Genomic DNA, 23,886 nt, shown 5'->3' with positions numbered 1-23,886 from the left:
ATCGATAGTAGTCTCGAGTTAGACAAGTTTGAATGTTTTTCGTGTCGCTTCAACTTTGCCCTTCCTGTCATCCAGTTTTATGGCAATCCAGAACTCAGTTTTTTCGTCGAATGGGCCGGCATCTAGTTCCGGTTTAACAATGAGCGACAACACTTTGTCTGTGCTCGTCGCGGAGCCGTCGGTATCTATCTTGATTTTATAGGTTTCTTTCTCGTCGCTGCCAGTTGGGTTTGAAACGTCGTCACTCCCGTCTGGCTGAGTAGAGATATAGACATATATCTTGTTGCTGAGACCAGAGCCTATTATTTTAAAGGGCGTTCGAACAAGTAATGGCGCAACGACGGTCTCCGGCTCGAGGCGCTCGATTTTAACTTTAGGGTTTGCGGCGGGCATATGATCCTCCCTCATCCGTCTTAACTTGGATTACTCGTTATCGCCTGATCTTCGAGGAATGAACCCGCCTGATCTTGACATCACGCCACCGGAACGGGACAAGGCGCCGCCCGATCTGGACATCGCGCCGCTCGCCACCCCACGGGGGTCAGAGGAAACCTCGGCCGACAGAAGGATTTGCTCGAGGGTTCCTGTTTCAGCATCCAGTCTCATCGAGACGTCGCCCTTGTCATAAATCCAGACCCTCATGTCCTTGGCGAGTGCTCCGAATTGGGAGCCAAGGCCGGTTCGCGCGCTCGAACCAGGAGCCCGATACAATCTGTCATACTCGATATCGCCACCCACGTTCCTCGGCGGCGGATCGTCAGGGTCGGCTCCCGGGCCGTGGACAACGAAGATCGCTGGTCGACCAAGTTCAACGAACGCCCCCTCGAAGGAGAAGGCGAAGATTCGCGCCAGAACCGCGTCAGCTGCACCAAGCTGGTCTCTCAGAAAATTATTTCTTCCCGCTATTGGTACGCTTAGATTCTGATAAATGGGGCCTCCTCTAAGGATCAGATCGCTCAGCGGACGTCCGAACAGATGTATCGATGATATGCCTAGTAAAGTTTCATTGTCTGCCACTTCTCCCTCCATCTCTGTGATCATTGACTCCTAGCTGATGTCGACAGCAGAACTTTCTCGCGATAGCTCATCTTCGGAAGCTTCAGATGATCTCTCGGCAGCAATATTCGCGCAGAGTGAAAATGGCTGCGATGCTCGCTACCCTTGAGAGGCGCGCCGGCGTGTAGCTGGCCGATCGCCCGTTGCCCGAAATTTCCGGTGATGATCCCCGCGAATTGGCCGCCACTTTCCTTCCGATCAACTGCAAGCATCGTTTCCGCGACGTCGCCGTAGTCCAGAAAATCGGGTGCGAGAGCCCACAAGGTTTCGGCCAGATATGTGCCGGCGATGTCTCGTGCATCGAGCAGCGCTTCGACAAATCCATCCGGGTTCCGCCCAAAAGCGCGGTCGAAAGCGTGCTGTACGGGTGCCTCGGCAGTCGGATCGAACTCGGCAATATCGGAGAGATCTTCGACGGCCCGCGAGATAAGACCTCGCGCCACCAGGCTCTCGTGGAAGATATCGACGAGTATATCGAATACCGCACCGGTTAGCGGTTGCGAGAGCTCGTGTTCGTCCTTCCAGCCACGAGTGAACTCGGCCATCGTCCGTTTGTTGTTTGCCGAACGAATTTGGCGATGCGGCGAAAATTCCGAAAAACGCGCCAGGCGATTTGCCCGGTAAAGGTTGCCGCACGTCTCCTCAAGAACATTATCGATCACCGATGGAAAATGCATGGCAGCGATCAGCGACACGCAGTCGGAGAAGGCCTCCTGGAAACCGAGATATTCCGGATACTCGGTTCCCGGGCGCGGTACGCCGAGGACGCTGAATATGATCGCGTGTCCCACCTCGTGGGCGATGACGTCGAAATCCAGGCTGAAGGGGAGGATGCGCCCGTCCTTCTCGAACTGGCTGCCGACTTCAAGAAAGCCATAGCCGTACTGAGCATTGTCCCACTGCGGCAAAATGGAGATTTCCAATCGGTCGTAATGATCGCGAAAATGCCACGTAAGCGGCTGGCCGAGATAGCGCTCCCAGACATCGAGTGTGAACCGGACGCAGCCGAAGACATGTGCGGCTTCGAAACCGGGCATCGAAGGTCGGAGATGGTCGAAATTGCCGCCCCCGTCGGGATTGGCCGGCTCGAGGATTTTGCCGGTCCAGGGCGGAAGGGACATATACGGCGTTCCGAGCGGGCCGTGGTTTACGCCATAGGGAGAGATTTTGCCGACCGGCTCAACAACAAACATGCGATCGTCGGCCGGACCAGCGGTCAGGCTGCCCAACGGAGACGACACTTCGACAATCTCGGGACTGGACCGAGCATCTTCAAAGGGAGGCTGCACAAAAAGTCTGAACCGGGTGCCCATCCGCTCCCCCCTCAAAAGACTTTCATGATTGCCAGTTTAAGTTGACATTCGACGCTCGCGGCAGATTTAGCAAGTAATAAAATAGTATTAGGGGCGTTATTCAGACAGAGAAACCAGTTTCAAATAACGCGGGTGGCTGCGGATGGGATCGAGATCGGAATCATTCTTGAACCAGAGCCGCATTTCGATACCGACTTGCGGCATCCAGACTTCAAGCAAGTCTATCGCCCGATCGATCTCGCCAAGCAGTGCATAGGTGCAGGCGGCGTTGTACTGAATGTTTATGTCATCGGGATCCGTCGCCAGGGAGCGCGCCAACCATTCCAGTGCGGTGTCGCGAACACCGAGGAAGGCAAGGGCCGTCGCTCCGAGGCAGGCAACATTGGCATTCTCCGGATGGAGCCGCAGTTCCTCTTCCGCCCTTTTCAACGCGATCCTCGCATAGCTGCTGGCCTTGTCTATTTGCCCGAGTGAACGCAAGACGTTCACAAGCATGATCGGTGCACCATAGTCGGCAGGTTTGATTTCCATCGCCCGCTGAAAGTGCGTAGCCGCAAGTTCGAACTGACCGTCGGTCACGCAAAATTCGGCATAGTAGCGGTTCGCCTCGTGGCAATTGGCGTCGAGCGACAAAGCTTGTTCGAATGCGGAAACTGCCTCGGTGCGATTGCCGGCCACCGCCAAAGCAAATCCCTTGGCCGCATATGCCTCCGCCAGATTGGGATCGATAACGAGCGCCGTCGCCGTGTTTGCAAGAATATCCTCCACCGGAATTTCAGCGCCGAACTGCGACCGCAGGCGCGCATCGCAGACCGCGATGCCGGCATAGGCGCGGGCATAACCCGGATCCAGTTCGATGGCTCTGGCGAAGCTCTGCCTGGCCATCAGATGGTTGGAGCGTGAGGCAATATGGTAGTATTCGCGCCCCCGGAGGAAATGCGTATAGGCCTCAACGCTCTCTGTCGGCGCCTGCTCGATTGCTCGCTTCTCCTCCGGCAGCAGCTTGACCTTGAGCTGCCCGACGATTGCCTTCACGATCTCGTCTTGCATTTCGAAAATGTCGGTCAGGTCGCGGTCGTAACGCGCGGCCCAGACATGGCCGTCGCTCGCTGCTTCAATCAATTCCGCATTGATCCGGACGTGGTTTGCTGCCTTGCGGACGCTGCCCTCCACGATATAGGCAACGCCGAGTTCGGCAGCGATACGTTGGAGGTTTTCGCTCCGGCCTTTCCACGTAAAGACAGTGTTGCGGCTTAGGACGAACAGGCCTGAAACATTCGACAGATCAGTGATGAGATCTTCGGTGATGCCGTCGCTGAAGAAATCCTGCTCCGGATCGTTGCTGATGTTGGCGAATGGCAGAACTGCAACCGACGGCTTGTTGACGGGCGCCCGCGTGTGTCCGCCTGCCGTAAGCGGAATCTCTTCGCTGGAGGGGCCATTGCCCCAATCGGCAAAATAGACATGGACCGGCCGGGATATATTCTTGACGGTCATGGCACCCTGGTCTGCGAAATCAAGGCCGAGCTTGTTGGCGACTTCGTGGCGCACGGCCGCCGAACAGGCAATACCGCCAGGGGCTGCAAGAGCTTGCAGCCGGACCGCGACATTAATGCCGTCCCCATGAAAGTCATCTTCATCGAAGACGATGTCGCCGAGATTCAAGCCTATGCGGAACGCAAAGTGCCTGTCCGCTGGAATCCCTATGTTGCGCTCCAGCATGCCGCGCTGGATTTCGACAGCGCAGCGTGCCGCACTCAGCACGCTGCCGAATTCGACCAGAAAACCATCACCCATGACCTTGATTATATGTCCGCCATGGGTTGCGACAGCAGGATCGAAGAGTTCCCGTCGATGCTGACGAAGGGCGTTGAGCGTCTCCTCTTCATTGGCTTCCAGAAGACGGCTATAGCCCACCACATCGGCAGCCAGAATAGCCGCCAGCCGACGTTCAACAAGCTCTGCGCACATGCCCGTCTCCTCAACGCGCTGGTGGCAATACTATTCAGTTCAAGAAGCTAGCCAGTAATGTTGCCGGACGATTGTATTACTGACAACTAAAATCTCCCGCTCGGTTGTAAGAGCCGCCGGAGCCGCTTGATGATTTGAGTGGAGCTTCAGAATTGATGGTGCGGCCCCTCATAACGAGAGGCCGCCGGTTCCGGCATCGTCAAGTTTTCGCAGCGGCGATGCTCTCCCGCAGGATAAGCCTGCTGCGGATGACGGTACGCAGCTTTGCCGGGTTTTGCGCCCGGCCAATGGTGTCGAGCAGGAGTTCCACCGCCGCGCGGCCCATCTCTTCCACCGGCTGCTCGATCGTTGAGAGTGGCGGCGCGGAGAATTCGCAGACCGGCGAGCCGTCGAAGGAGACGACGGACAGATCATCGGGAATGCGCAAGCCTGCACGCTTGATGCGGCTGATGAATGAAATGGCCATGTCATCGCTGGTGGCGATAACCGCCGTTGGTTTTTCGGCCAGCTTCGTGAAATCGTCCGCCGCCTGAACGCCGATGTCGAAGCCGTGCTGATAATCGAGGCGACCGCCCGAGCGACGCACCGCCTGCCGTGGCAAGCCGGCTGCATCGAGCGCCTCGAGCACGCCGCCATAGCGCTCGACATCGTGATAATTGCCTTCAGGGCCGGCAAGATAGAAGAACCGCCTATGTCCCAGCCGGACCAGCTCGGCCGTGACGTCGCGCACAGCCTCGCGATCGTTGGTAACGACGCTCTGCAGGCCCGCATCGCTCATGTCGAGCAGCATCGACACGATCGGCAGGCCGGAATTTGCCAGCGAACGCCCCTCGACCTCCGGTAGCTTCGAAGACAGGATGATGGCGCCGCGCACGCTGCCGCCGAAAGCGAGATCCAGAATGTGTCGCTCGGAGGCCTCGTCGCGATCAAGGTTTGCGATCATCAGGTTATAGCCGCGTTGGATCAGCGTCTTATTGATGCTCTGCAGGACCTGAGGAATGATTTGGGAGACGCCATAATAAAGCGATCCCGGCAGGATGATCATGATGATGTTGGATTTTCCAACCCTCAGGCCGCGCGCCATCGCGTTCGGCGTGTAGCCGAGTTGCCTGGCGGCCGCATTGATCTTCGCGCGGGTCTTCTCGTTGACCCGTCCGGGATTGGCCAGCGCCCTGCTGACCGTCGATATCGCGACACCGGCGAGCCGCGCAACGTCAGCCATCAACGCGCCGGACGGCTCTTCTGCCGCCACATCTTTGTTTTTATTCACCTTTAATTCCGCCTCCCGGATGCTTCGATTTGCGATTCTAAGGCAGGTGACGATTTATAGCAAACGTTTGCCAAAAATCGCTTGCTTAAAAAACCAGCTTGGCTATCATTTGGGCATGGCAAACGATTGCCGTTTTTAATGCTTTGAAAATGCATGATTTATGGAATGCGTAGCCGCCGTTTCGCATGCAGATGGATCGTGCCTTGAGAATGGATAAGTTATGGCGACTGACAACAGACTACGCTTCGGCGTCGATCTCGTGACGTTCTTCCATCCCGGCTTCTGGGGCGTCGGCAGCCATGATGCGATTGTCGACCATGCACGCGCCGCGCCGCGCGCCTTCTGGGACAAGATCCTCGACAGCGTCCAGGCTTCCGGCGTCACCGGTGTCGAGTTGACTTTCTCTCCCTTCAACTGGCAGGACTCGATCAAGACCTATGGTTCGATTGACGGCTTTGCCGCCGAACTGGCAAGGCGCGGGCTGACGCTTTGCAGCGGCTTCTTCGCAGAGCTCGAGGCAGCGGGAGACTTTACCGACCCTGAAGCCCAGCGCGCGCTGATCAACAAGGCGGAACAGTATGCCGATTTCCTGAAAGCCTGCGGCAGCGATATCATGGTGATCGGCGCGCCCTTACGCCAGACCCTCGGCGCCCAGCCGGTGCAGTTCCATGACTTCGACCGTGCCAAGGCAATCGCGGATTTCCTCAACCGGCTCGGCGCGATCCTCCATGGCAGGGGCATCCGGCTGGCGCTGCACACGGAGGCGCATTCGGTCTTTGCCGGCGCGCGCGACGTCGACCTGATGATGCTGCTGACCGATCCGGCCTATGTGCATATGTGCCCCGACACGGCCCATATCATCGTTGCCGGCTCCGACCCCGTCCAGCTCGTCGATCGCCATCACGAGCGGATGATCATCGCTCACTGGAAGGATGCGATCGGTCCGATGCCTGCCGACACCCCGATCGACAAGCACATCCACGAACGCCATCAGCCCTATTTCTGCGGCTTCGGCCTCGGACGGGTCGACTGGCCGGCCTGGATCCGGCTGCTGCGCGACCGGGCCTATGAAGGCTGGGCGATCCTAGAACTCGATGCCGCGCCGGATCCGGTCCGCGACATTGCCAACGGGCTCACGCTCGTCCGGCAGGCGCTCCTGCCGATCTACCGCTGATATCATTTCGAAGACAATAAACGCCCCGCCAAGAGGGCATTTTCAAGAGGTGGAACAATGAAGACCATGATGAAGCTTTTTCTTGCCGGCGTGGCTTTCGCCGGTTTCTTCGCCGCGGCGCATGCCGAGGACAAGCCGACGATCGAGATCATGTCCTCCTGGACGTCGGGCGGCGAAGCCGCGGCCCTGAACGTCATCAGAAGCGAATTCGAAAAGCGCGGCGGCGTCTGGAAGGATTCCTCGATCGCCGGTTTCGGCGCGGCCGATGCCGCCTTCCAGAACCGCATCGTTGCCGGTGACGCGCCGGGCGCCAAGCAGGGCGTCATCGGTCTTGCCGCCGCCGATTTCGTCAGCCAGGGCCTGTTCAATCCAATAGACGACGTAGCCGCCGCCGGCAAATGGACCGATGCCCTGCCGAAATCGATCCATGACCTCATTTCCTATGATGGCAAGGTCTATCTCGCTCCAACAGGTGCTCATGGCGAAAGCTGGGTCTTCTATTCCAAGGAAGCCTTCAGCAAGGCCGGTATTTCGCAGGAACCGAAGAGCTGGGACGAGTTTTTCGCCGATCTCGACAAGCTCAAGGCCGCCGGTATCATCCCGGTCGCCTGGGGCGGCCAGCCCTGGCAGCAGACCAAGGTCTTCAACATGATCCTGCTCTCCCAGGTCGGGACCGACGGTTTCCTGAAGATCTACGCCGACAAGGACAAAGGCGAAGCCTCCGTCGAGGGCGTGAAGAAGACGCTCGCAATCCTCGGCAGGCTGCGCGGCTATGTCGATGCGGGTGCGGCCGGCCGCAACTGGAACGACGCAACCGCCATGCTGATCACGGACAAGGCCGGCGTGCAGTTCATGGGCGATTGGGCCAAGGGCGAATTCACAGTTGCCGGCCAGGAGCCGGGCAAGGATTATGGCTGCATGATCGCTCCTGAATCCAAGGGCATGGTCTATATCGCCGACGCCCTCTGGTTCCCGAAGACCGGCAACGCCCAGACCGACAAGGCGCAGAAGCTTCTCGCCGAGGTCGTCATGGACCCGACCGTCCAGGTCGAATTCGCCCTCAAGAAGGGCTCGGTTCCGATGCGCTCCGATGTCGACAAGTCGAAACTCGATGCCTGCGCCCAAAAGGGTCTCGAGCTGATGAGCGCCGGCGCCATCGTGCCGGATCAGGCGATCGTGCTCACGCCCCAGCAGGTCGGCGCGCTCGACGATTTCGTCGACGAATATTGGAGCGGCGGTTCGAACGACGCGGGGACCGCTGCCGAAAACTTCTTCGCCATCTTCGAGTAGGATCGTGCCCGTGGCGTCAGACCGACCCTGACCGCCACGGCTGCCGGCCGCCGCGTGCTACGCGGCGGCGGAGTTTCGCTTTCCATCCGTCAAAGAGTTGGCCGATGTCCGTCAAACGCAAGCGTAATCTTTCCGCCACCATCGCCCTCTTGCCGACTTGGTTCGCCGCGGTCGTGGTCTTCATCGGTACCATGGCCTGGTCGATCCGGCTGTCCTTCACCAACTCCACACTCTTTCCGTCCTCGACCTATGTCGGCTTTGCACAGTATGCGAAGCTCTTCGCTTCCGCCAAGTGGCTCGCCTCGCTGCAAAACGTCTTGATCTTCGGCGTCCTCTATGTGGCCGGCTGTCTGGTGCTCGGCTTCTTGCTGGCCGCAGCACTGGACCGCAAGATCCGCTTCGAAAGCGCCTTCAGGACGATCTTCCTCTATCCCTACGCCATGTCCTTCGTGGTGACGGGGCTGATCTGGCAATGGATGCTCAATCCGACACTCGGCATTCAGGCGAGTGTGCGTTCGCTTGGCTGGGAAAGCTTCGTCCTCGACTGGGTGGTCAATCGCGACATGGCGATCTATGCGCTGGTGCTCGCCGGCGTCTGGCAGGGCGCGGGGCTCGTCATGGTGATTGCCCTTGCCGGCATACGTGGCATCGAGGCCGAGCAATGGAAGGCGGCGCGCATCGACGGCATTCCCGTCTGGCGCATCTATGTCTCCATCATTCTGCCCCAGCTCGGGCCTGCGCTGGCGGCTGCCGGCATGCTGCTCGCCATGGGCGTGATCAAGACCTACGACATCGTCGTCGCCATGACCAATGGCGGCCCCGGCAATGCGACCGAAGTGCCGGCGAAATTCATCATGGACAATCTGTTCGGGCGCCAGAACCTCGGCCTTGCCACAGCAGGCGCGACGGTGCTCGTCCTCGGCGTCGTCTTCGCAGTCGCGCCGTTCCGTTACGCGATGCACATGCGCAACCAGGCAAAGGGAGGGGCGTGATGAACCAGCCTTACCCGAATGGGCCGAAGCCGGCACGGATCACGGCGGGACGCATCGGCCTTTATAGCTTCTTGGTCGGCGCTGCGCTTTTCTTCCTTCTGCCGCTCTATACGATGGTCGTCACTTCGCTGAAGTCGATGGACGAAATCCGGCTCGGGCAGATCTTTGCCCTGCCTGCCACGCTCGATTTCTCCGCCTGGGTGACCGCCTGGTCGGGCGCCTGCATGGGAACCGTCTGCGTCGGCATTCGTAGCGGCTTCTGGAATTCGGTGGCGATCACCGTTCCATCCGTCGCGCTCTCGGTCTTCATCGGCGCCGTCAACGGCTATGCGCTGTCGCTCTGGCGGCCGCGTGGGGCAAATGCGCTCTTCGGCCTGCTGATGGCCGGTGGTCTGATCCCCTATCAGATCTTCCTCTATCCGATGGTTCGCGCCATGGCGAATATCGGTCTCTATAATTCGCTCGCCGGCATCATTCTCGTCCATGTCATCTTCGGACTGACGCTGGTGACGCTGCTTTTCCGCAACTATTTCGTCAGCGTGCCGGAGGAGCTCTGCAAGGCGGCGCGCGTCGACGGCGCCGGCTTCTGGCGCATCTTCTTCGAGATCATGCTGCCGATCGCCGTGCCGATGGTGGTCGTGGTTTCGATGCTGCAATTCACCGGCATCTGGAACGACTTCCTGCTTGGCCTCGTCTTCGCCGGCCGGGACAACCTGCCGATGACCGTGCAGCTCAACAACATCGTCAACACCACGATGGGCGAGCGCACCTATAACGTGAATATGGCGGCGACGATCCTGACCGCCATCGTTCCGCTCGCCATCTATTTCCTGTCCGGCCGCTGGTTCGTGCGCGGCATCGCCGCCGGTGCAGTCAAGGGGTAACGTATTCCATGCAATCTGCTGTCTCCGTCAAGGATCTGAAGATCGCCTATGGCGACCATACAGTGATCGAGAAGATGTCGATCGATATCGCGCCGCGCGAATTCCTGGTGCTGCTCGGCCCTTCCGGCTGCGGCAAGTCCACGCTTCTGAACGCCATCGCCGGGTTGCAGGACATTACTGCAGGCGAAATCTGGATCTCGGGCAAGAATGTCAGCTGGGAGGAGCCGAAGGACCGTGGCATCGGCATGGTCTTCCAGTCCTACGCACTCTACCCGCGCATGTCGGTCCGCAAGAACCTCTCCTTCGGGCTTCGCGTCGCAGGCCTGCCAAAGGCCGAGATCGAGGCACGCGTCGCCCGCACGGCCGCGCTCCTCCATCTCGACACATTGCTCGACCGGCGTCCTGCCGAGCTGTCCGGCGGCCAGCGGCAGCGCGTCGCCATCGGCCGGGCACTGGTGCGAGAAGTGGATGTGTTCCTCTTCGACGAGCCGCTGTCGAATCTCGACGCCAAGCTGCGCAACGAATTGCGCGTCGAGATCAAGAAGCTGCATCAAAGCCTCGGCAACACCATGATTTACGTGACCCACGATCAGGTCGAGGCCCTGACGCTCGCCGACCGCATCGCCATCATGCGCGACGGCGTGATCCAGCAGCTTGCTTCGCCGGCCGAGATCTACCGCCGTCCGGCCAATCTCTTCGTCGCCGGCTTCATCGGTGCTCCGGCGATGAATTTCGTCGAGGGCCGGATCGAGCGCGGCGGCGGAGCACCCGTCTTCAGAAGCAACGGCCTAACCGTCGACCTCACCGACTATGCCTTCCGCACGGCTGCCGTGGAAGGACCTGTTACGTTAGGCTTTCGCCCTGAGCACCTTGTGCTCGACGGGGCGGCAAGCGGGCTTCCCACGATTGCTGGCCGTGTTTCCGTCGTCGAGCCGATGGGTTCGGATGCCATCGTCTGGTTCGACTGGGCGGAGCACAGTCTCTCCCTTCGTTTCATGGGCGACGTCGACTTCAAGCCCGGCGATGCCATGGCTCCGGGCCTTGATATCACCAAGGCGTCACTCTTCGCTGCCGATGGATCGCGGCTTTGACGCGCCATTCCTTTGCTTTCCCGCAATTTCGGATGTGCTTTGCGCTGCATCGAGGAATTGCTCCAGGACAGGATTTGAAAAGACATGTCTGAGATCGTTTATGATGCGCTGGTGATCGGCTCCGGCGCGGCGGGTTCCTTCGCTGTCAAAGAGCTGACGGCCAAGGGCCTGTCGGTGCTGCTGCTCGAGGCTGGGCCGGCCGTCGGCCCCAGGGATTTCGACCCGGCACGCAAGAAGGCGCCGGCAAGCAGCATCAATATATGGGAGCGTGCGCGCGCCACCCTGAAGGGCCAGCCGATCCAGGCGCGGGCGGCCTTCTTTACCGAGCGCTTCAGCCACTTCTTCGTCAACGATCGCAAGAACCCCTATACGACGCCGAAGAACGAGCCCTTTCTCTGGATCCGCGGCCGCCAGGGCGGCGGGCGCCTGCACAGTTTCGGCCGCGTGCTGCTGCGCTGGACCGACGATGATTTCAAGATCCGATCGCGCACCGGAAAGGGCGTGGACTGGCCGATCTCCTATGACGAGCTTGCGCCCTTCTATGACGAAGTCGAGGCCTATCTCGAGCTCTACGGCAACAAGGACGATGTGCCGACCTTGCCGGACGGCGTCTATGCGAAGCCGGCAAGCCTCACGCCCGCCGAGCAGATATTCAAGCAGGCTGTAGAAAGCCGCTGGCCGGACCGGCGCGTCATCTCCTGGCGCTATATAGCGCCGGACGCAGAACGCATGCCGCGACCGCTGCGGGACGCAAAGGCGACCGGCCGGCTGACGGTCCGTTATGACGCCGTCGTGCGTCGCATCACCACCGACGAAAAAACCGGCCGCGCCACCGGTGCGGAATTCATCGATCGCAACACGGGCAAGGTTTCGACGGCTCGCGCCGCGACAATCGTGCTTGCGGCCTCGCCGATCGAGAGCGTGCGGCTGCTGCTGAACTCGGTATCGGCAAGACATCCTGACGGGCTCGGAAACAGCTCGGGCGCGCTCGGGCGCTATTTCATGGATCAGCTTCCATGCCTTGCCTTTGGCTCCTTTCCCAAGGCGAAGGGTTGGGCCGTCGACGATTCCGCTCCTGTCGATCCCTTCTACAATCCGTCCGGTGGCATCTTCATCCCGCGTTTCGACGAGGGTGACGCCGCCCGCGGCGATTTCGACTATCAGGGCAGCATCGGCAGGGCGCCGGTTTCAGAGGATGCCGATGCGCGTCTCGCCTTCTTCGGCTTCGGCCGCATGTTGCCCTATGCCGATAATCGCATCACCCTCGATGGCAAGCGCAAGGACGCCTGGAACATTCCGGTGCCACACATTCGCTGCGTCATGCAGGAGGAGGAGCGGCGGCTGCTCCGCCGGCAGGAGGAGACGTTGATCGCCATGGTCAAAGAGGTCGGCGGCGATCTTGAATTCATCGGATCGCCCACCGGCCTCAAGGAGATGGGCAGAGGCGCCTTTCCCGACGCCGATGCCTTCAGCCGCTTCATGTTCCGCACATGGTTCCGCAAGACCATGTGCATGGGCGCAGCAATCCATGAAACCGGCGGTGCGCGCATGGGCGAAAGCCCGGAAGCTTCAGTGCTCAATCCCTACAATCAACTGTGGGATGCTCCGAACGTCATCGTCACCGACGCCAGCGCCTTTCCGGGCAGCGGCATCGCTGGCACGACGCTCACCGTCATGGCGCTGACCATCCGCGCCTGCCGCAACTTTGTCGACCACTACCGAACGGGACTGCTCTAGGCACGCCTCCATCTCGTGTAGGCGGCGTCTAAAAAGTTCGCCGGCATGTGGAGTGGCGAAAGAGGCGAACAAGTGAACGAGCTGTGGGTTATCCAACCGTCACACTAACTTTGCAGTGACATGCTCCTGTCAACTGAGCAGGAAGGGAAAGCCCATGTCTAAAACACATCAGGACCAGCTCAGCCGGATAAAGGCCGAAATCGCCGACAGCTTCGATGAGGAGCTGGAAATGCAGCTGGAGGAAGACCGGCTGGACGATCTGGTCGTCGAAGGAATGACGGAACCGGCGGAGCAGACGCTCGATCGGAAGATCTATTTCCGCGAGCTTTTCCGACTGCAGCACGAACTGGTTCGGCTGCAGGATTGGGTTCAGTACAAGAAGCTGAAGGTCGTCGTGCTTTTCGAAGGCCGGGATTCGGCCGGCAAGGGTGGCGCGATCAAGCGCGTAACCCAAAGGCTCAACCCGCGCGTCTGCCGCACAGTGGCACTGCCTGCGCCGACCGAACGGGAGCGCCATCAATGGTATTTCCAGCGTTATGTCCCGCATCTTCCCACCGCCGGCGAGATCGTGCTCTTCGACCGCAGCTGGTACAACCGCGCCGGCGTCGAGCGCGTGATGGGCTTCTGCACCCCTGACGAACTCGAGGACTTCTTCCGCTCGGTGCCGGAATTCGAACGGATGCTCGTCCGTTCCGGCATCGTGCTGATCAAATACTGGTTCTCGATCACCGACGAGGAACAGGAATTCCGCTTCAAGATGCGCATCCACGATCCGCTGAAGCAGTGGAAGCTTTCGCCGATGGACATGGAAAGCCGCATCCACTGGGAGGAATATACCAAGGCCAAGGAAGAAATGCTGGCGCGCACACACACCAAGGAGGCGCCCTGGTGGGTGGTGCAGGCCGTCGACAAGAAGCGGGCGCGGCTGAACTGCATCGCCCATCTTCTTGATCAGATTCCCTACGAGGACGTGCCGAAGCCTGAGATTCAGCTGCCGGATCGTATCCGTCATGCCGACTACATCAGGGCGCCGGTTCCGGCTGATATGTATGTGCCTGAGCGCTATTGAAAGCATAGCCGCAACAAGTCGGCTTCCGAAGCGTTGAAACCGAGACCGCATGGTCACTGGACCGTGCGGTCAACGCGTGTTTCCCAACGGCTGCATCGTGAGGTATAAAAACTGAGCGTCCTTCGGCCGATAATACGGAGATGACGGGAGGTTGGTCATGACCGGCTTTTGGAGATTAATCGTTCAGGAGGTTGTGCTCTCGGCGATTCTGGCGGCCGGCAGTGTTATCGGCCTTCCCAAGCTTGCCAACCCGAACGCCAGTGCCGATTATCCTTTGGCAGCCGTGGTTTTTCTGGCGATGTCAGCGGCCTTGGTGACTTATGAGCTTCTGACACGGAAGCCATCCTGATGCCCTCGTTTACCGGCCGGTTGGCGCAGCCAACAAGGTGCGGCCGACCGACAGATTGCGCCAGCACGTCCGGCAAGCTCGTTACGCCGCGCTAGAACACGGCCTAACGATTGCACCGCCGCGGACGTCAGGCCGCGATGTCAGCCATATGGTTCAGCTCCTCGTCGGCATCATCCGGCAGCACCAATCCGGCAGCAGCGAGATTCTCCCTGAGATGTCCGAGCGACGACGTGCCGGGGATCAACAGGATATTGGCTGCGCGGCGCAACAGCCAGGCGAGCGCCACCTGCATCGGCGTGGCGCTCAGGCGTGCGCCGACATTGGAGAGTGTGGACGATTGCAGCGGCGTGAAGCCGCCAAGCGGGAAGAACGGCACATAGGCGGTGCCCTGACGGGCGAGCTCGTCGATGAGCCGGTCGTCGTTCCGATGCGCCAGATTGTACTGGTTTTGCACACAGACGATCTCGGTGATCCCGCGGCCTTCGGCGACCTGTTTCGATGTGGCGTTGCTTAAACCTATGTGACGGATCAGACCTTGCCGCTGGAGATCAGCCAGAACCGTCAGGGGTGCTTCTATCGAGCCTTCGGCCGGGCTATGCAGGTCAAATGCGATCCGGAGGTTGACGACATCAAGCACCTCGAGGCCGAGGTTGCGAAGATTGTCGTGAACCGCCTGCGTCAGTTCCTGGCGCGAGAAGGCCGGAATCCAGGACCCGTCCGCGCCGCGCCGCGCGCCGACCTTGGTGACGATGACGAGATCGTCGCCATAGGGATGGAGCGCTTCACGGATGATCTGATTGGTCACGTGCGGGCCGTAGAAATCGCTGGTATCGATATGGTTCACGCCGCTTGCGACCGCCTCGCGCAGCACCGCCAGAGCGGCGCCGCGATCCTTGGGCGGGCCGAACACGCCGGGTCCTGCCAGCTGCATGGCGCCATAGCCAAGTCGCCTCACCTTGCGGTCGCCGATATTGAATGTGCCGGATTGATGGATCATTGACATGGTCGCGCTCCTTTCAACAGATGAGATTAAACTTACTCCTTGGCGGTGCGTGTGATAATTGGGTACAATGCGCACGGGCCGTGCGGAGTGGCGAACAGTGAAAGCAGACCTGAGTGACCTCAACGCCTTCGTCGCAGTGGCGCGGGCGGGTGGTTTTCGCGAGGCAGCGCGCGCCAGTGGCAGCAGCGCCTCCTTCTTGAGCGAAGCGGTGCGTCGCCTGGAGGCTGATCTCGACGTCAGGCTCCTCAATCGGACGACGCGTAGCGTCGTTACGACCGAAGCGGGCAAGGGTCTGCTGGAGCGGCTCGGCCCTGCTTTGACGGAGGTGGAGGCCGCGCTCGACGTAGTCAACAGCTTTCGCGACAGGCCGGCTGGCTCGCTGCGGCTCAATGTGCCGGTCAGCGCTGCGCGGCTGGTGCTGCCTGCCATCATCCCGCCATTCCTCGCCGCCTATCCCGACATTCGCCTGGAGATCGTCGCCGAGGAGAGCTTTGTCGACGTGCTCGCTGCCGGGTGTGACGCCGGCATCCGTTATGACGAGCGGCTGGAGCAGGATATGATCGCGATTCCGATTGGTCCGCGCCACCAGCGCTTTGCCACTGCGGCATCGCCTGCTTATCTCGACCACCACGGGCGGCCGCGACATCCGAGGGAACTCCTTGATCACGCCTGTTTGTTGGGCCGTTTTGCCAGTGGTGCGCTGACGACACCATGGGAATATGAGCGGGACGGCGAGGTGGTGCGGGTCGAACCGACCGGCCCATTGATCGTCAGAGTCGGCGGGGCGACCGATCTATCCGTCGACGCGGCGATAGCGGGCACAGGAATCATCTGCATTTTCGAGGATTGGCTGCGTCCGCATTTCGACAGCGGCGCACTTGAGCCCGTCCTCGAGCCGTGGTGGCAGCGCTTTTCAGGACCGTTTCTCTATTATCCCGGCCGGCGTCTGGTGCCTGCGCCGCTCAGGGCATTCATCGACTTCGTCAAGGCATCGGCCAACTGGGTTTGATGTCCGTCGGCGAGCCTCCGCGCCTAGCGTCAGAGCGTGACCTCGGCGTTGTCGCCCATATCCGGTTTGCTGTTTGTGACCGCTGCGGCCGCCATTTTGATATAGCTGATGATGGTGCCGGGGCTATCCCAATATTCAGCCGAAGACGGGGTAACCTTGAGGATGCGGATGGAGGGATCGTCGGGATTGTCCCACCATGCCTTTGCCGGCGTTGCCCACAATTCACGGATCTTTTCGCGGTCGTTCTGCACCTCGGCCGTCCCCGACACGGAAAGATATTTCTGCGCCTTGGTGTCGGCAAAGGCCAGGCAGACGTTCGGCCAGCGGGCGACCTCGTCGTCCTTGTTACTGGCGAGATCAGTCAGAAAATAGACCGCGTTTTCAAGCTGCGCGCTATAGGCGGACATCGGCCGGGCGCGCAGATTGTCACCGTTGCGGGTCGTCAACATGCAGAACCCTATTCGGTCGATTAGTTCCCATACCCGCGTCGCGTCATCCTGCTCGGCCATCGTCATCTCCATTTGTGCGAAAGACGGAGTAACCATCTGCTGAAGCCGATGTTCCCGAGGTTTTAGGTGGCCAACTCCCGGAAGGTGATCGAATAACGCAGCCGATCGACAAGCGGGATGGAATGCTCCCAGAGCGTTCTTGAGGCGCCGGCCATGATATAGGCGGAGCCGGGTTCAAGCACGAGCGATCGCCGCTGCCACTTGTCGCCGTTCCGGCGCCTCAGCCTGAAGGTGCATGACGAAAGCAGGGAGATGCCGACGACGCGGCCGAACACGGATTTATCCCTGTGCCAGCCGATAGGCGCGCCGGGTGCGTATTCCGTCACGAGAGTATGTTCGAGCGCCTCCGGCGCGATATCCGCGAAGCGTGCGGCGATCTCCCGAATGGGGAGCAGCAGTGACGGTATTTCCCCTGCGCTGACTATCGAAGTCGTATTTCCAGCCGAATGAGACCGTTCTGCGTTTGCCTTCGAACCCGTGGAAGTCGAAGGCTTTGAACGGCAGGGCCGGTATCGCTTCGAGAACTGAGCGCTGCAGATCGACGGGCACAATATCCTGGGTATATCGGAAACCCTCGGGAAAGCCGTCGTCGGCCGCGCCAAAGAGATCCTTCTGTGCAATCACGGTCACCGCTCGTTCCTCAATGCACGCTCGGGGTTTCCATGACCGTCGCGAAGTCTTCTGCGACCAGTTCGCTGACTGCTATCAGGATTTCCTCTCGCGAAAAGCCCGACGTCAGTGCCCGCTGAATCAGATCCTGCAAATCCGGCTCAACGACATCGCGGCAATCCTCGAGGCGTTCCTCCGAAACGGTGAGGCTATTCAATTCGTCCATTGTCTATCCTTTCGGGAAATATCACCGCTGAGACCGGGGCAGGATTCTAACGCGCGGCCGTCCGATTGGGCCCGACCAGCAGCCCTTCGCGCTGCATCTTCTTGCGTGCAGCCTTTCGCTGCCGGCTGATCGCCTGCGCTTTTTCCCGGACGCGGCGTTCGGACGGTTTCTCATAAGCGCGCCGTTCCTTCATTTCGCGGAACAACCCTTCGCGCTGCATTTTCTTCTTCAAGGCCCTAAGGGCCTGATCGACATTGTTGTCTCTGACGAGTACCTGCATGTCGAATTCTCCTTGTTGGATGATGTGTCGATCGTCTTTCAGCCGAACTGCGACCGCAATCGCAGTCGCTGTGTTTCGTCGTTCGATAGAAATCCTCTGCTGGCCGCAGCCTGCACTATCGTTCGTTATTGGGGTTGCCTGTGGCGCGCCGGCTGACGCACACCGCCGATCCTTTGCGTCCGTTGACGATTGGGCACTGCTTCAGTGACCGATGGGATCGGATTCGGCTCTAGAAATAGGTGGCGGCGATAGGGATTGCAATGGTGTGCAGGCACCATAAGCAGCACCAGAAAAACGCCGCCGTTACCTAGTCGCCGCAGAAGTTCCTTCAAGTTTACCGCGTGTAAATTGCTCCAAATTGCATCAAATTTGATTGAAGCGACGTACGTAATAGTCGTTTTATAAAGCGGCGCCACACGTTATAGGTGAATTTTAACCTTTCGTTAAATAACCCGTTGACTTGTAGTATTAATAGGTTGTTAAAGAAGCCGCTCTCAAAGGTCAAATGGCCCCATAGATATACAATTTTAGGAGAAACTAATGGCTTCGCCGATTCACGCAACTGATGATAGTGCAACATTTCAAGAAACTGACGTAATTTCCGGAAATCTGCTTTCCAACGATTCATCCGATAATGGCCACCTGTTTCTGCGCGCCTTTGATGGCGCCAGCGTTGGCGCCAAGGGCGGCATGAGTCAGGTCACCGAAATTCAGGGTGAGTATGGCACGTTCTTCGTCAAGCCGGACGGCAGCTATACCTATGTTCTGAGCGATGCTGCCAAGATCGGGTTCACCAACGGCGAACTGCTCCAGGAGAAGGTATCGTACAAGATCTCCGACGGCAGCGGCCACACTGACGTTGGCCTTTTCACCCTGAACATTCAGGGCGTCACCCAGGTCAAGCCGATTGCTGTCGACGACGTCTACAGCTTCACCGAAGGCAGCCCCATCGGCGGCAACGTTCTCGACAACGACATTGCCGGCGACAACGGCAAGATGTTCCTGCGTCAGTTCCTGACCAAGCAGGTAGACAGCCACAATGGCGCCGTTACTGATGTTCAGGGCACCTACGGTACGTTCCACGTCAAGGCCGACGGCTCCTTCACCTACGATCTGACGGCCGATCTGAATGCAGGCCAGACCTACACGGAAGTTCTGCGCTACTACAAGATCTCCGACGGCGAAGGCCATACGGACACTGCCAAGGTGACGCTCAACATCCTTGGCACGGACGCTCATCCCGACGGCGTCGGTGTTTGATCCGCAGCAGTAGATCAGCGAGACAAGATGCCCGCCGCGCAATCGGCGGGCTTTTTGTTGCGCCGCTCTTGACGCCAGCGTTGGCAGACATAACCCTTTTTAGCTAGTTCTTATAAAAGGAAGGCGGGCGTAGTCTCGATGTTCGGAGGACACGCCCTTGACCGAACACATCGAACCCAAGCAAATCGAATCGGACGATCTGACCAAAGTCTGGTCCGTAACCGAGTTCTGCGCTCGCCATCGGATAGATGTCGAGGAGCAAGCGTTGTTGCTCAAACTCTTCGGACCATTCGCGACAGCCTGCGAATTGCTCCATAATGCCAAGCGTGCGCCTCGATACCGATGAGGTCCGCGCTCGCCGACCGGCGATATTCCCCGCTTCCTTAGTCTAGTCGATCTCGACGTGCCATCTCCGTGGACCGGCAGAAGCGTCGCCCGATCGGGTGACGTTCGTTGTCGCGCTCCTGAGCGATTGGTGAATTCCCCTCCGTCGCTGCAAGCTGGAGCGACCCTCGATGACTTTCCGATCGGACAATCTCCTGAATTGCTCCTCACTCTCTGCACAAAATCTGCAATCCGGCGCGGCATCTTGCCGTCATGAGAAAAAACGACATCCCGCCACGCCTCACATCGCCAGCCTTGCCGGATCGCCTGCGCAAGGACGGGTGGTGGCTGACTGAGGGCCTCTCTGCCGAGGGAAGCTTGGGAAGTACGCTCATCGTGATCGAAAATCGGCGTCTGCGAGAGGAGCTCCAATGGACACAGCCGACATCCTGACACAACCGATGCCCATCAAGCGTGGCAACGGCCGGGTCGCCACGCTGCTTGCGCTGGTGGCGCTTGCCGACTTTTTGATCTTTGGCCACGCGCCCGGGATCAATCTTTTCCTCTTTGCGGTCGCCGTTTGCGCAGGCATTCTGTTTGCGTCTCGGAAAACGCCGTCGCCAGCGAAAGCGGCGCTGCTGGTGGGCTTTCTGGTCCTGGCTTCGGCGCCCCTGCTGGAAGCGTCCTCACTCATGGGCGTTGCCTTTTGCGTCGGTGGGCTGATGTCGGTCGCTCTCGTCAGCGCCAAGCTGATGCCTCGGCGGCTAGCAGCTCTGCCGCCAGTGTTTCTTCGGTTCGCTCTCATCATTCCTTTGCGACTTATCGAAAGTATCAAGAAATATGTGACGACGCCGGGCAGACGCCTCTCCCTTGTCAGCGTTCGTCGGGGCATCGGTCTCTGGATCATGCCTGTCGTTCTCGCAGCGGTCTTCGTGTCTCTCTTTGCGGCTGCCAACCCGCTTATCGAGATCGCGCTGCGGAGCATTGATTTTGGTGTTCTGCTGCAGTTCCTCGATCTTTGGCGGATCGGCTTCTGGTTGATGATCGCCATCGCGGTTTGGGCGATGCTGCGGCCGCGCCTGAAGCGTCGCATTGCGCGGTCACAGGCCAGCAGGGCCTTCATGATAGTGCCCGCCAGAAATGCACTACTCGGCCACGCGTCGCTGCTGCGGTCGCTCGTCCTGTTCAATGCCGTCTTTGCGGTGCAGACACTGCTCGATCTCGTCTATCTCTGGGGCGGCGCGGATCTGCCGGATCACATGAGCCATGCCGAATATGCACATCGCGGCGCATATCCCCTGATTGCGACCGCGCTTCTGGCCGCCGGCTTTGTCCTCGTTGCTATGCGACGCGGCGGCCCCGGCGATTATAGTCCGCTCATCCGCGGCCTTGTCCACGCCTGGATCGCTCAGAACGTCCTTCTCTGCTTGTCATCGATGCTGCGCCTTGGACTTTACGTCGAAGCTTATTCGCTGACGGAACTGCGTGTCGCCGCCGGTCTCTGGATGGCGCTCGTCGCCATCGGTCTCGTGCTCATCCTGCTGCGCATTCTGCTCAACCGATCCAACCAGTGGCTGATCGCCGCCAACCTCGCCTCCCTCGTGACGGTTCTCTACATCAGCGCCTTCATCGATTTCCCGGCATTCATCGCCCGCTTCAATGTCGCTCACAGCCGGGAAACCAGCCAGGAAGGCCCGCCGCTCGACCTGCTTTACCTTTCCTCACTCGGCCCTTCCGTCATTCCGGCGCTCGATCTTTATCTCAGCGTGCTGCCGGCCCACGTGGTCGACAAGAGGAACGAGGCGCTATCGATCCGCTACGATCTCGCGAAGGATCTGGAGTTGCAGCCGCGCGGTTGGCGTAGCTGGACCTTCCGAGCGGCACGGCTGGAGAGCTATCTTCTGACTGCTGCTACCATTGCAAGATCGAACGAGAACGATAACAACAGGTAGGACAAACCAACGCAGGACTGGTGATGGCGCCGCGCATTCTCGTCGTCGATGACGAACCTCACATCCGCGATGTGATCTGTTTCGCCCTTGAACGCGCCGACCTGGCATCGATGGCAGTGCGCAACGGCACCGAGGCGATGGCGGCCTTCCGCCGCGGCAATATCGATCTGATCATTCTCGATATCGGCATGCCCGGTATGGACGGTCTGGAAGTCTGCCGTCAGATCCGCTCGACTTCAGGACTGCCGATCCTGTTTCTTTCGGCGCGCGATGAGGAGATTGACAGGATATTGGGCCTCGAAATCGGCGGGGACGACTATGTAACGAAGCCCTTTAGCCCGCGTGAACTCGTGGCGCGGGTGAAAGCGATCCTGAAGCGCAGTGGCAATGAGGCGGGGCCTGACAGGCGCCACGCCACGCTCGTCGCCGGCGAGCTAAGCCTGGATCGCGCCGGCAGGACCGTTATGTTCGGCAAGAGCGCTGTTGCGATGACGGCGCTCGAATTCGCCATCCTGGACGCATTGCTGTCACGGCCCAGTATGGTCTTCAGCCGCGAGCAATTGATGGAGGCGGCCTACGGCGCCGGCACCTATGTCGCCGATCGCACGATCGACAGCCATATCCGCAACATCAGGGCCAAATTCGCTGCCGCCGGCGGCTCGGGGGTCATCGCAACGGTTCACGGCATCGGCTTCAAGCTCGGCGGCGACATCGGGAGGAAGGCGTGATGCCGGCGCCGAAGGTCAGGGTGAAATGGCGGCCGCCGCTGGCGCTGATCGTCTATGCGGTGCTTCTCACCGTGATGGCGCTGCCTGTTTTGATCGTCATCTGGTTTCGCGCCACGGAGGCGAGCGCGAACCGAATGGAGCCGGTGGAGATCATCGCCCTCGTTGTCGTTCTCGTGCTGACGCTCGCCGTCGCCTATGTGCTGACGCGCACCATCACCGGTCCCATCGACGCCCTGATCGCCCGGACGGATGAGATCGCCCGCGGCGGCAAGGCAGCAATCCGTCCGCTTGAAAGCTATGGGACGCGGGAGATCGCCGTGTTGTCGCAGAGTTTCCTCGATCTCGCGGGAAAACTGGTCGACCGCACCGAATATGTCCGCTCCTTTGCCGCACATGTGTCCCACGAATTGAAATCGCCGCTGACTGCCATTCGGGGCGCGGCGGAGTTGTTGCGTGACGATGATGCCGAGAGGCCGATGACGAAGGCGCAGCGCCTGCACTTTCTGGACAACATCGTCGCCGACGCTATCCGTCTCGATACGTTGCTGCAGCGGCTGAGGGAACTTGCACAGGCGGAAATGCCGATGACCGGGGGCGGAAGCAGCATTGCAACCGTCATTCCCTTATTGCGCCAGCGATTTCCTGCCCTTGATATCTTAGGAGCAGGAGATACGGAGGCATTGATTGCGCTTCCAGAGGAGGCCGCCGATATCGTCTTCGCCAACCTTGCCGACAACGCTCTTCAGCACGGCGCCGCGCTGCTTGAATTCACCGTGTCGTCCGATGCCCGAACGGCCCTCATTCATGTCCGTGACGACGGCGGCGGTATTTCCCAGGAAAACCGCGATCGTATTTTTCAGCCGTTCTTCTCGACCCGGCGTGAAGAGGGCGGCACCGGCATGGGCCTCGGAATTGTCCAAGCCATGCTGGGCTCTCACGGCGGCACGATCCGCCTTCGGCCGACGACCGGCGCCGGCGCTGAGTTCGAAATTGCGATACCCTTGCTATCCCAGCGGGCTGAAGGGGGCGCCGTCAGCTTTTCAGATAGCTGACGACGGCATCGGCGATCATTCCGCGATGGCGTTCGATCGTTTCGCCGTCCGAGAGATTGCGCCGGAAGATCGTGCCGAATGTGTAGCGGTTCGAGACGCGAAAGAAGCAGAAGGCGCTGATCATCATATGGATGTCGATCGGGTCGGCCTTGCGCCGGAAGACGCCCTGGTCGAAGCCGCGCTCCAATATGCCGGCAATGGTTTCGATGACGGAGACGTTGAGATCGCGGATCGCCTCGGAGCGAAGCATATGGGCGGCATGATGGATGTTCTCGATGCTGACGAGGCGGACGAAATCGGGATTGGCCTCGTCGTGATCGAAGGTCGTTGAAATCAGTGTCCGCAGCGCCTCTTCCGGCTCGAGATTGGAGAGATGCAGGTCCGATTCCAGCGAGCGTATCTTGCGGTAGGACTGTTCGAGCACGGCAAGATAGAGCCCTTCCTTGCTGCCGAAATAATAGTAGATCATACGCTTCGAGGTGCGCGTCTTCTCGGCGATCGCGTCGACGCGGGCGCCAGCGAGCCCATGGGTCGAGAACTCCTTGGTTGCGACGAGCAGGATATCCTCCTTCGTCTGCTGTGGATCGTTCTTCCGCCCGTTTTCGCCCCGTTCCGTCATGAGCCTGATTACCGCACTTTCTAATCTATTGGTTTGTCTCTCGAACTCCGGCTTTCGGCTTCACTCGAAGCAAGTGTCTTCTGGACCCGTCTCCGCCAGTCTTATTCACGTTGCAGGCA

General features: G+C 59.8%; 24 protein-coding genes and 1 pseudogene. 14 read left to right on the top strand and 11 right to left on the bottom strand.

What is annotated here, in order from left to right; genetic code table 11:
- Positions 1 to 18 precede the first annotated feature (18 nt).
- The 5 genes from PH551_RS17595 to PH551_RS17575 form a co-directional block, all read right to left on the bottom strand.
- Positions 19 to 393: a hypothetical protein gene (locus PH551_RS17595; RefSeq protein ID WP_285193968.1), complete on the bottom strand. Its 375-nt coding sequence runs from the start codon at positions 391 to 393 to the stop codon at positions 19 to 21.
- A gap of 30 nt (positions 394 to 423) precedes the next feature.
- A complete protein-coding gene (locus tag PH551_RS17590; RefSeq protein WP_285194037.1) occupies positions 424 to 1,029 on the bottom strand; it encodes a hypothetical protein in 606 nt (201 codons plus the stop codon).
- Between the two features lie 8 nt (positions 1,030 to 1,037).
- A complete protein-coding gene (locus tag PH551_RS17585) occupies positions 1,038 to 2,369 on the bottom strand; it encodes a gluzincin family metallopeptidase (protein WP_285193967.1) in 1,332 nt (443 codons plus the stop codon).
- A gap of 96 nt (positions 2,370 to 2,465) precedes the next feature.
- Complete coding sequence (locus PH551_RS17580; RefSeq protein ID WP_285193966.1) at positions 2,466 to 4,340, bottom strand: adenylate/guanylate cyclase domain-containing protein; 1,875 nt, start codon at positions 4,338 to 4,340, stop codon at positions 2,466 to 2,468.
- Between the two features lie 199 nt (positions 4,341 to 4,539).
- Complete coding sequence (locus tag PH551_RS17575) at positions 4,540 to 5,610, bottom strand: LacI family DNA-binding transcriptional regulator (protein ID WP_285193965.1); 1,071 nt, start codon at positions 5,608 to 5,610, stop codon at positions 4,540 to 4,542.
- 220 nt (positions 5,611 to 5,830) lie between these two features.
- Here PH551_RS17575 and PH551_RS17570 point away from each other — a divergent pair, with 220 nt between their 5' ends.
- The 8 genes from PH551_RS17570 (at position 5,831) to PH551_RS17535 (ending at position 14,196) form a co-directional block, all read left to right on the top strand.
- Positions 5,831 to 6,784 carry a sugar phosphate isomerase/epimerase family protein gene (locus PH551_RS17570; protein ID WP_285193964.1) on the top strand — a complete coding sequence of 318 codons (954 nt, stop codon included), beginning with the start codon at positions 5,831 to 5,833 and terminating at the stop codon, positions 6,782 to 6,784.
- 57 nt (positions 6,785 to 6,841) lie between these two features.
- On the top strand, positions 6,842 to 8,074 hold the full coding sequence (locus tag PH551_RS17565; protein ID WP_285193963.1) for an ABC transporter substrate-binding protein: 1,233 nt from the start codon (positions 6,842 to 6,844) through the stop codon (positions 8,072 to 8,074).
- A gap of 104 nt (positions 8,075 to 8,178) precedes the next feature.
- Entirely contained in the window at positions 8,179 to 9,066 is an 888-nt protein-coding gene (locus PH551_RS17560) for a carbohydrate ABC transporter permease (protein ID WP_285193962.1), read from the top strand.
- Complete coding sequence (locus PH551_RS17555; protein ID WP_285193961.1) at positions 9,066 to 9,950, top strand: carbohydrate ABC transporter permease; 885 nt, start codon at positions 9,066 to 9,068, stop codon at positions 9,948 to 9,950. The genes PH551_RS17560 and PH551_RS17555 overlap by 1 nt, the downstream gene beginning before the upstream one ends.
- Before the next feature lie 8 nt (positions 9,951 to 9,958).
- A complete protein-coding gene (locus PH551_RS17550) occupies positions 9,959 to 11,041 on the top strand; it encodes an ABC transporter ATP-binding protein (protein WP_285193960.1) in 1,083 nt (360 codons plus the stop codon).
- Positions 11,042 to 11,125: 84 nt separating this feature from the next.
- Complete coding sequence (locus PH551_RS17545) at positions 11,126 to 12,778, top strand: GMC oxidoreductase (RefSeq protein WP_285193959.1); 1,653 nt, start codon at positions 11,126 to 11,128, stop codon at positions 12,776 to 12,778.
- A 154-nt stretch (positions 12,779 to 12,932) separates the two neighbouring features.
- The gene (ppk2, locus tag PH551_RS17540; protein WP_285193957.1) at positions 12,933 to 13,847 is read left to right on the top strand and encodes a polyphosphate kinase 2; all 915 of its coding nucleotides are present in this window, start codon (positions 12,933 to 12,935) and stop codon (positions 13,845 to 13,847) included.
- Between the two features lie 157 nt (positions 13,848 to 14,004).
- A complete protein-coding gene (locus PH551_RS17535; protein ID WP_285193956.1) occupies positions 14,005 to 14,196 on the top strand; it encodes a hypothetical protein in 192 nt (63 codons plus the stop codon).
- Positions 14,197 to 14,323: 127 nt separating this feature from the next.
- On the opposite strand, the gene PH551_RS17530 is transcribed toward PH551_RS17535, so the two are convergent.
- Positions 14,324 to 15,199 (bottom strand): aldo/keto reductase family oxidoreductase, encoded by an 876-nt coding sequence (locus PH551_RS17530; protein WP_285193955.1) that lies wholly within the window; start codon positions 15,197 to 15,199, stop codon positions 14,324 to 14,326.
- Positions 15,200 to 15,296: 97 nt separating this feature from the next.
- Between PH551_RS17530 and PH551_RS17525 the strand changes: the two genes are divergently transcribed.
- A complete protein-coding gene (locus PH551_RS17525; RefSeq protein WP_285193954.1) occupies positions 15,297 to 16,208 on the top strand; it encodes a LysR family transcriptional regulator in 912 nt (303 codons plus the stop codon).
- A 29-nt stretch (positions 16,209 to 16,237) separates the two neighbouring features.
- Here the strand turns inward: PH551_RS17525 and PH551_RS17520 are convergent, their stop codons facing one another.
- From PH551_RS17520 to rpsU, 4 genes and pseudogenes are all read right to left on the bottom strand, one after another.
- Entirely contained in the window at positions 16,238 to 16,717 is a 480-nt protein-coding gene (locus PH551_RS17520; RefSeq protein WP_285193953.1) for a pyridoxamine 5'-phosphate oxidase family protein, read from the bottom strand.
- Positions 16,718 to 16,779: 62 nt separating this feature from the next.
- Positions 16,780 to 17,347 (bottom strand): annotated as a pseudogene (locus PH551_RS17515) (alpha-ketoglutarate-dependent dioxygenase AlkB).
- Positions 17,348 to 17,357: 10 nt separating this feature from the next.
- Positions 17,358 to 17,552, bottom strand: a complete 195-nt coding sequence (locus tag PH551_RS17510; protein WP_097599081.1) for a hypothetical protein — start codon at positions 17,550 to 17,552, stop codon at positions 17,358 to 17,360.
- 46 nt (positions 17,553 to 17,598) lie between these two features.
- Positions 17,599 to 17,832, bottom strand: coding sequence for a 30S ribosomal protein S21 (gene rpsU / locus PH551_RS17505; RefSeq protein WP_285193952.1), 234 nt, complete (start codon positions 17,830 to 17,832; stop codon positions 17,599 to 17,601).
- Between the two features lie 540 nt (positions 17,833 to 18,372).
- On the opposite strand from rpsU, the gene rapA2 reads away from it, so the two are divergent.
- From rapA2 to PH551_RS17480, 5 genes are all read left to right on the top strand, one after another.
- Positions 18,373 to 19,092 (top strand): calcium-binding lectin RapA2, encoded by a 720-nt coding sequence (rapA2, locus tag PH551_RS17500; protein ID WP_285193951.1) that lies wholly within the window; start codon positions 18,373 to 18,375, stop codon positions 19,090 to 19,092.
- 157 nt (positions 19,093 to 19,249) lie between these two features.
- On the top strand, positions 19,250 to 19,438 hold the full coding sequence (locus tag PH551_RS17495) for a hypothetical protein (RefSeq protein ID WP_285193950.1): 189 nt from the start codon (positions 19,250 to 19,252) through the stop codon (positions 19,436 to 19,438).
- Positions 19,439 to 19,847: 409 nt separating this feature from the next.
- A complete protein-coding gene (locus PH551_RS17490; RefSeq protein WP_285193949.1) occupies positions 19,848 to 21,368 on the top strand; it encodes a DUF4153 domain-containing protein in 1,521 nt (506 codons plus the stop codon).
- A 23-nt stretch (positions 21,369 to 21,391) separates the two neighbouring features.
- The gene (locus PH551_RS17485; RefSeq protein ID WP_285193948.1) at positions 21,392 to 22,096 is read left to right on the top strand and encodes a response regulator; all 705 of its coding nucleotides are present in this window, start codon (positions 21,392 to 21,394) and stop codon (positions 22,094 to 22,096) included.
- Positions 22,096 to 23,148, top strand: coding sequence for a sensor histidine kinase (locus PH551_RS17480; RefSeq protein ID WP_285193947.1), 1,053 nt, complete (start codon positions 22,096 to 22,098; stop codon positions 23,146 to 23,148). Before PH551_RS17485 ends, PH551_RS17480 begins: the two co-directional genes overlap by 1 nt.
- Here PH551_RS17480 and PH551_RS17475 read toward each other — a convergent pair.
- Positions 23,129 to 23,767, bottom strand: a complete 639-nt coding sequence (locus tag PH551_RS17475; RefSeq protein WP_285193946.1) for a TetR/AcrR family transcriptional regulator — start codon at positions 23,765 to 23,767, stop codon at positions 23,129 to 23,131. The two genes, PH551_RS17480 and PH551_RS17475, sit on opposite strands and share 20 nt — an antisense overlap.
- Between the last annotated feature and the right edge of the window lie 119 nt (positions 23,768 to 23,886).

The organism is Rhizobium atlanticum, from assembly GCF_030182485.1.
Lineage (GTDB): Bacteria > Pseudomonadota > Alphaproteobacteria > Rhizobiales > Rhizobiaceae > Rhizobium.
Note: the sequence above shows the minus strand (reverse complement) of the source record. Positions and strands in the feature narration are given on the sequence as shown.

Bases quoted from the DNA above. Each gene is read 5' to 3' on its own strand.
- rpsU (WP_285193952.1), bottom strand. From the start codon at position 17,832: ATGCAGGTACTCGTCAGAGACAACAATGTCGATCAGGCCCTTAGGGCC.
- PH551_RS17530 (WP_285193955.1), bottom strand. From the start codon at position 15,199: ATGTCAATGATCCATCAATCCGGCACATTCAATATCGGCGACCGCAAG.
- PH551_RS17510 (WP_097599081.1), bottom strand. From the start codon at position 17,552: ATGGACGAATTGAATAGCCTCACCGTTTCGGAGGAACGCCTCGAGGAT.
- PH551_RS17560 (WP_285193962.1), top strand. From the start codon at position 8,179: ATGTCCGTCAAACGCAAGCGTAATCTTTCCGCCACCATCGCCCTCTTG.
- PH551_RS17565 (WP_285193963.1), top strand. From the start codon at position 6,842: ATGAAGACCATGATGAAGCTTTTTCTTGCCGGCGTGGCTTTCGCCGGT.
- PH551_RS17580 (WP_285193966.1), bottom strand. From the start codon at position 4,340: ATGTGCGCAGAGCTTGTTGAACGTCGGCTGGCGGCTATTCTGGCTGCC.
- PH551_RS17595 (WP_285193968.1), bottom strand. From the start codon at position 393: ATGCCCGCCGCAAACCCTAAAGTTAAAATCGAGCGCCTCGAGCCGGAG.
- PH551_RS17485 (WP_285193948.1), top strand. From the start codon at position 21,392: ATGGCGCCGCGCATTCTCGTCGTCGATGACGAACCTCACATCCGCGAT.
- PH551_RS17555 (WP_285193961.1), top strand. From the start codon at position 9,066: ATGAACCAGCCTTACCCGAATGGGCCGAAGCCGGCACGGATCACGGCG.
- PH551_RS17585 (WP_285193967.1), bottom strand. From the start codon at position 2,369: ATGGGCACCCGGTTCAGACTTTTTGTGCAGCCTCCCTTTGAAGATGCT.
- rapA2 (WP_285193951.1), top strand. From the start codon at position 18,373: ATGGCTTCGCCGATTCACGCAACTGATGATAGTGCAACATTTCAAGAA.
- PH551_RS17480 (WP_285193947.1), top strand. From the start codon at position 22,096: ATGCCGGCGCCGAAGGTCAGGGTGAAATGGCGGCCGCCGCTGGCGCTG.
- PH551_RS17545 (WP_285193959.1), top strand. From the start codon at position 11,126: ATGTCTGAGATCGTTTATGATGCGCTGGTGATCGGCTCCGGCGCGGCG.
- PH551_RS17475 (WP_285193946.1), bottom strand. From the start codon at position 23,767: ATGACGGAACGGGGCGAAAACGGGCGGAAGAACGATCCACAGCAGACG.
- PH551_RS17590 (WP_285194037.1), bottom strand. From the start codon at position 1,029: ATGGAGGGAGAAGTGGCAGACAATGAAACTTTACTAGGCATATCATCG.
- PH551_RS17535 (WP_285193956.1), top strand. From the start codon at position 14,005: ATGACCGGCTTTTGGAGATTAATCGTTCAGGAGGTTGTGCTCTCGGCG.
- ppk2 (WP_285193957.1), top strand. From the start codon at position 12,933: ATGTCTAAAACACATCAGGACCAGCTCAGCCGGATAAAGGCCGAAATC.
- PH551_RS17570 (WP_285193964.1), top strand. From the start codon at position 5,831: ATGGCGACTGACAACAGACTACGCTTCGGCGTCGATCTCGTGACGTTC.
- PH551_RS17490 (WP_285193949.1), top strand. From the start codon at position 19,848: ATGGACACAGCCGACATCCTGACACAACCGATGCCCATCAAGCGTGGC.
- PH551_RS17550 (WP_285193960.1), top strand. From the start codon at position 9,959: ATGCAATCTGCTGTCTCCGTCAAGGATCTGAAGATCGCCTATGGCGAC.
- PH551_RS17520 (WP_285193953.1), bottom strand. From the start codon at position 16,717: ATGGCCGAGCAGGATGACGCGACGCGGGTATGGGAACTAATCGACCGA.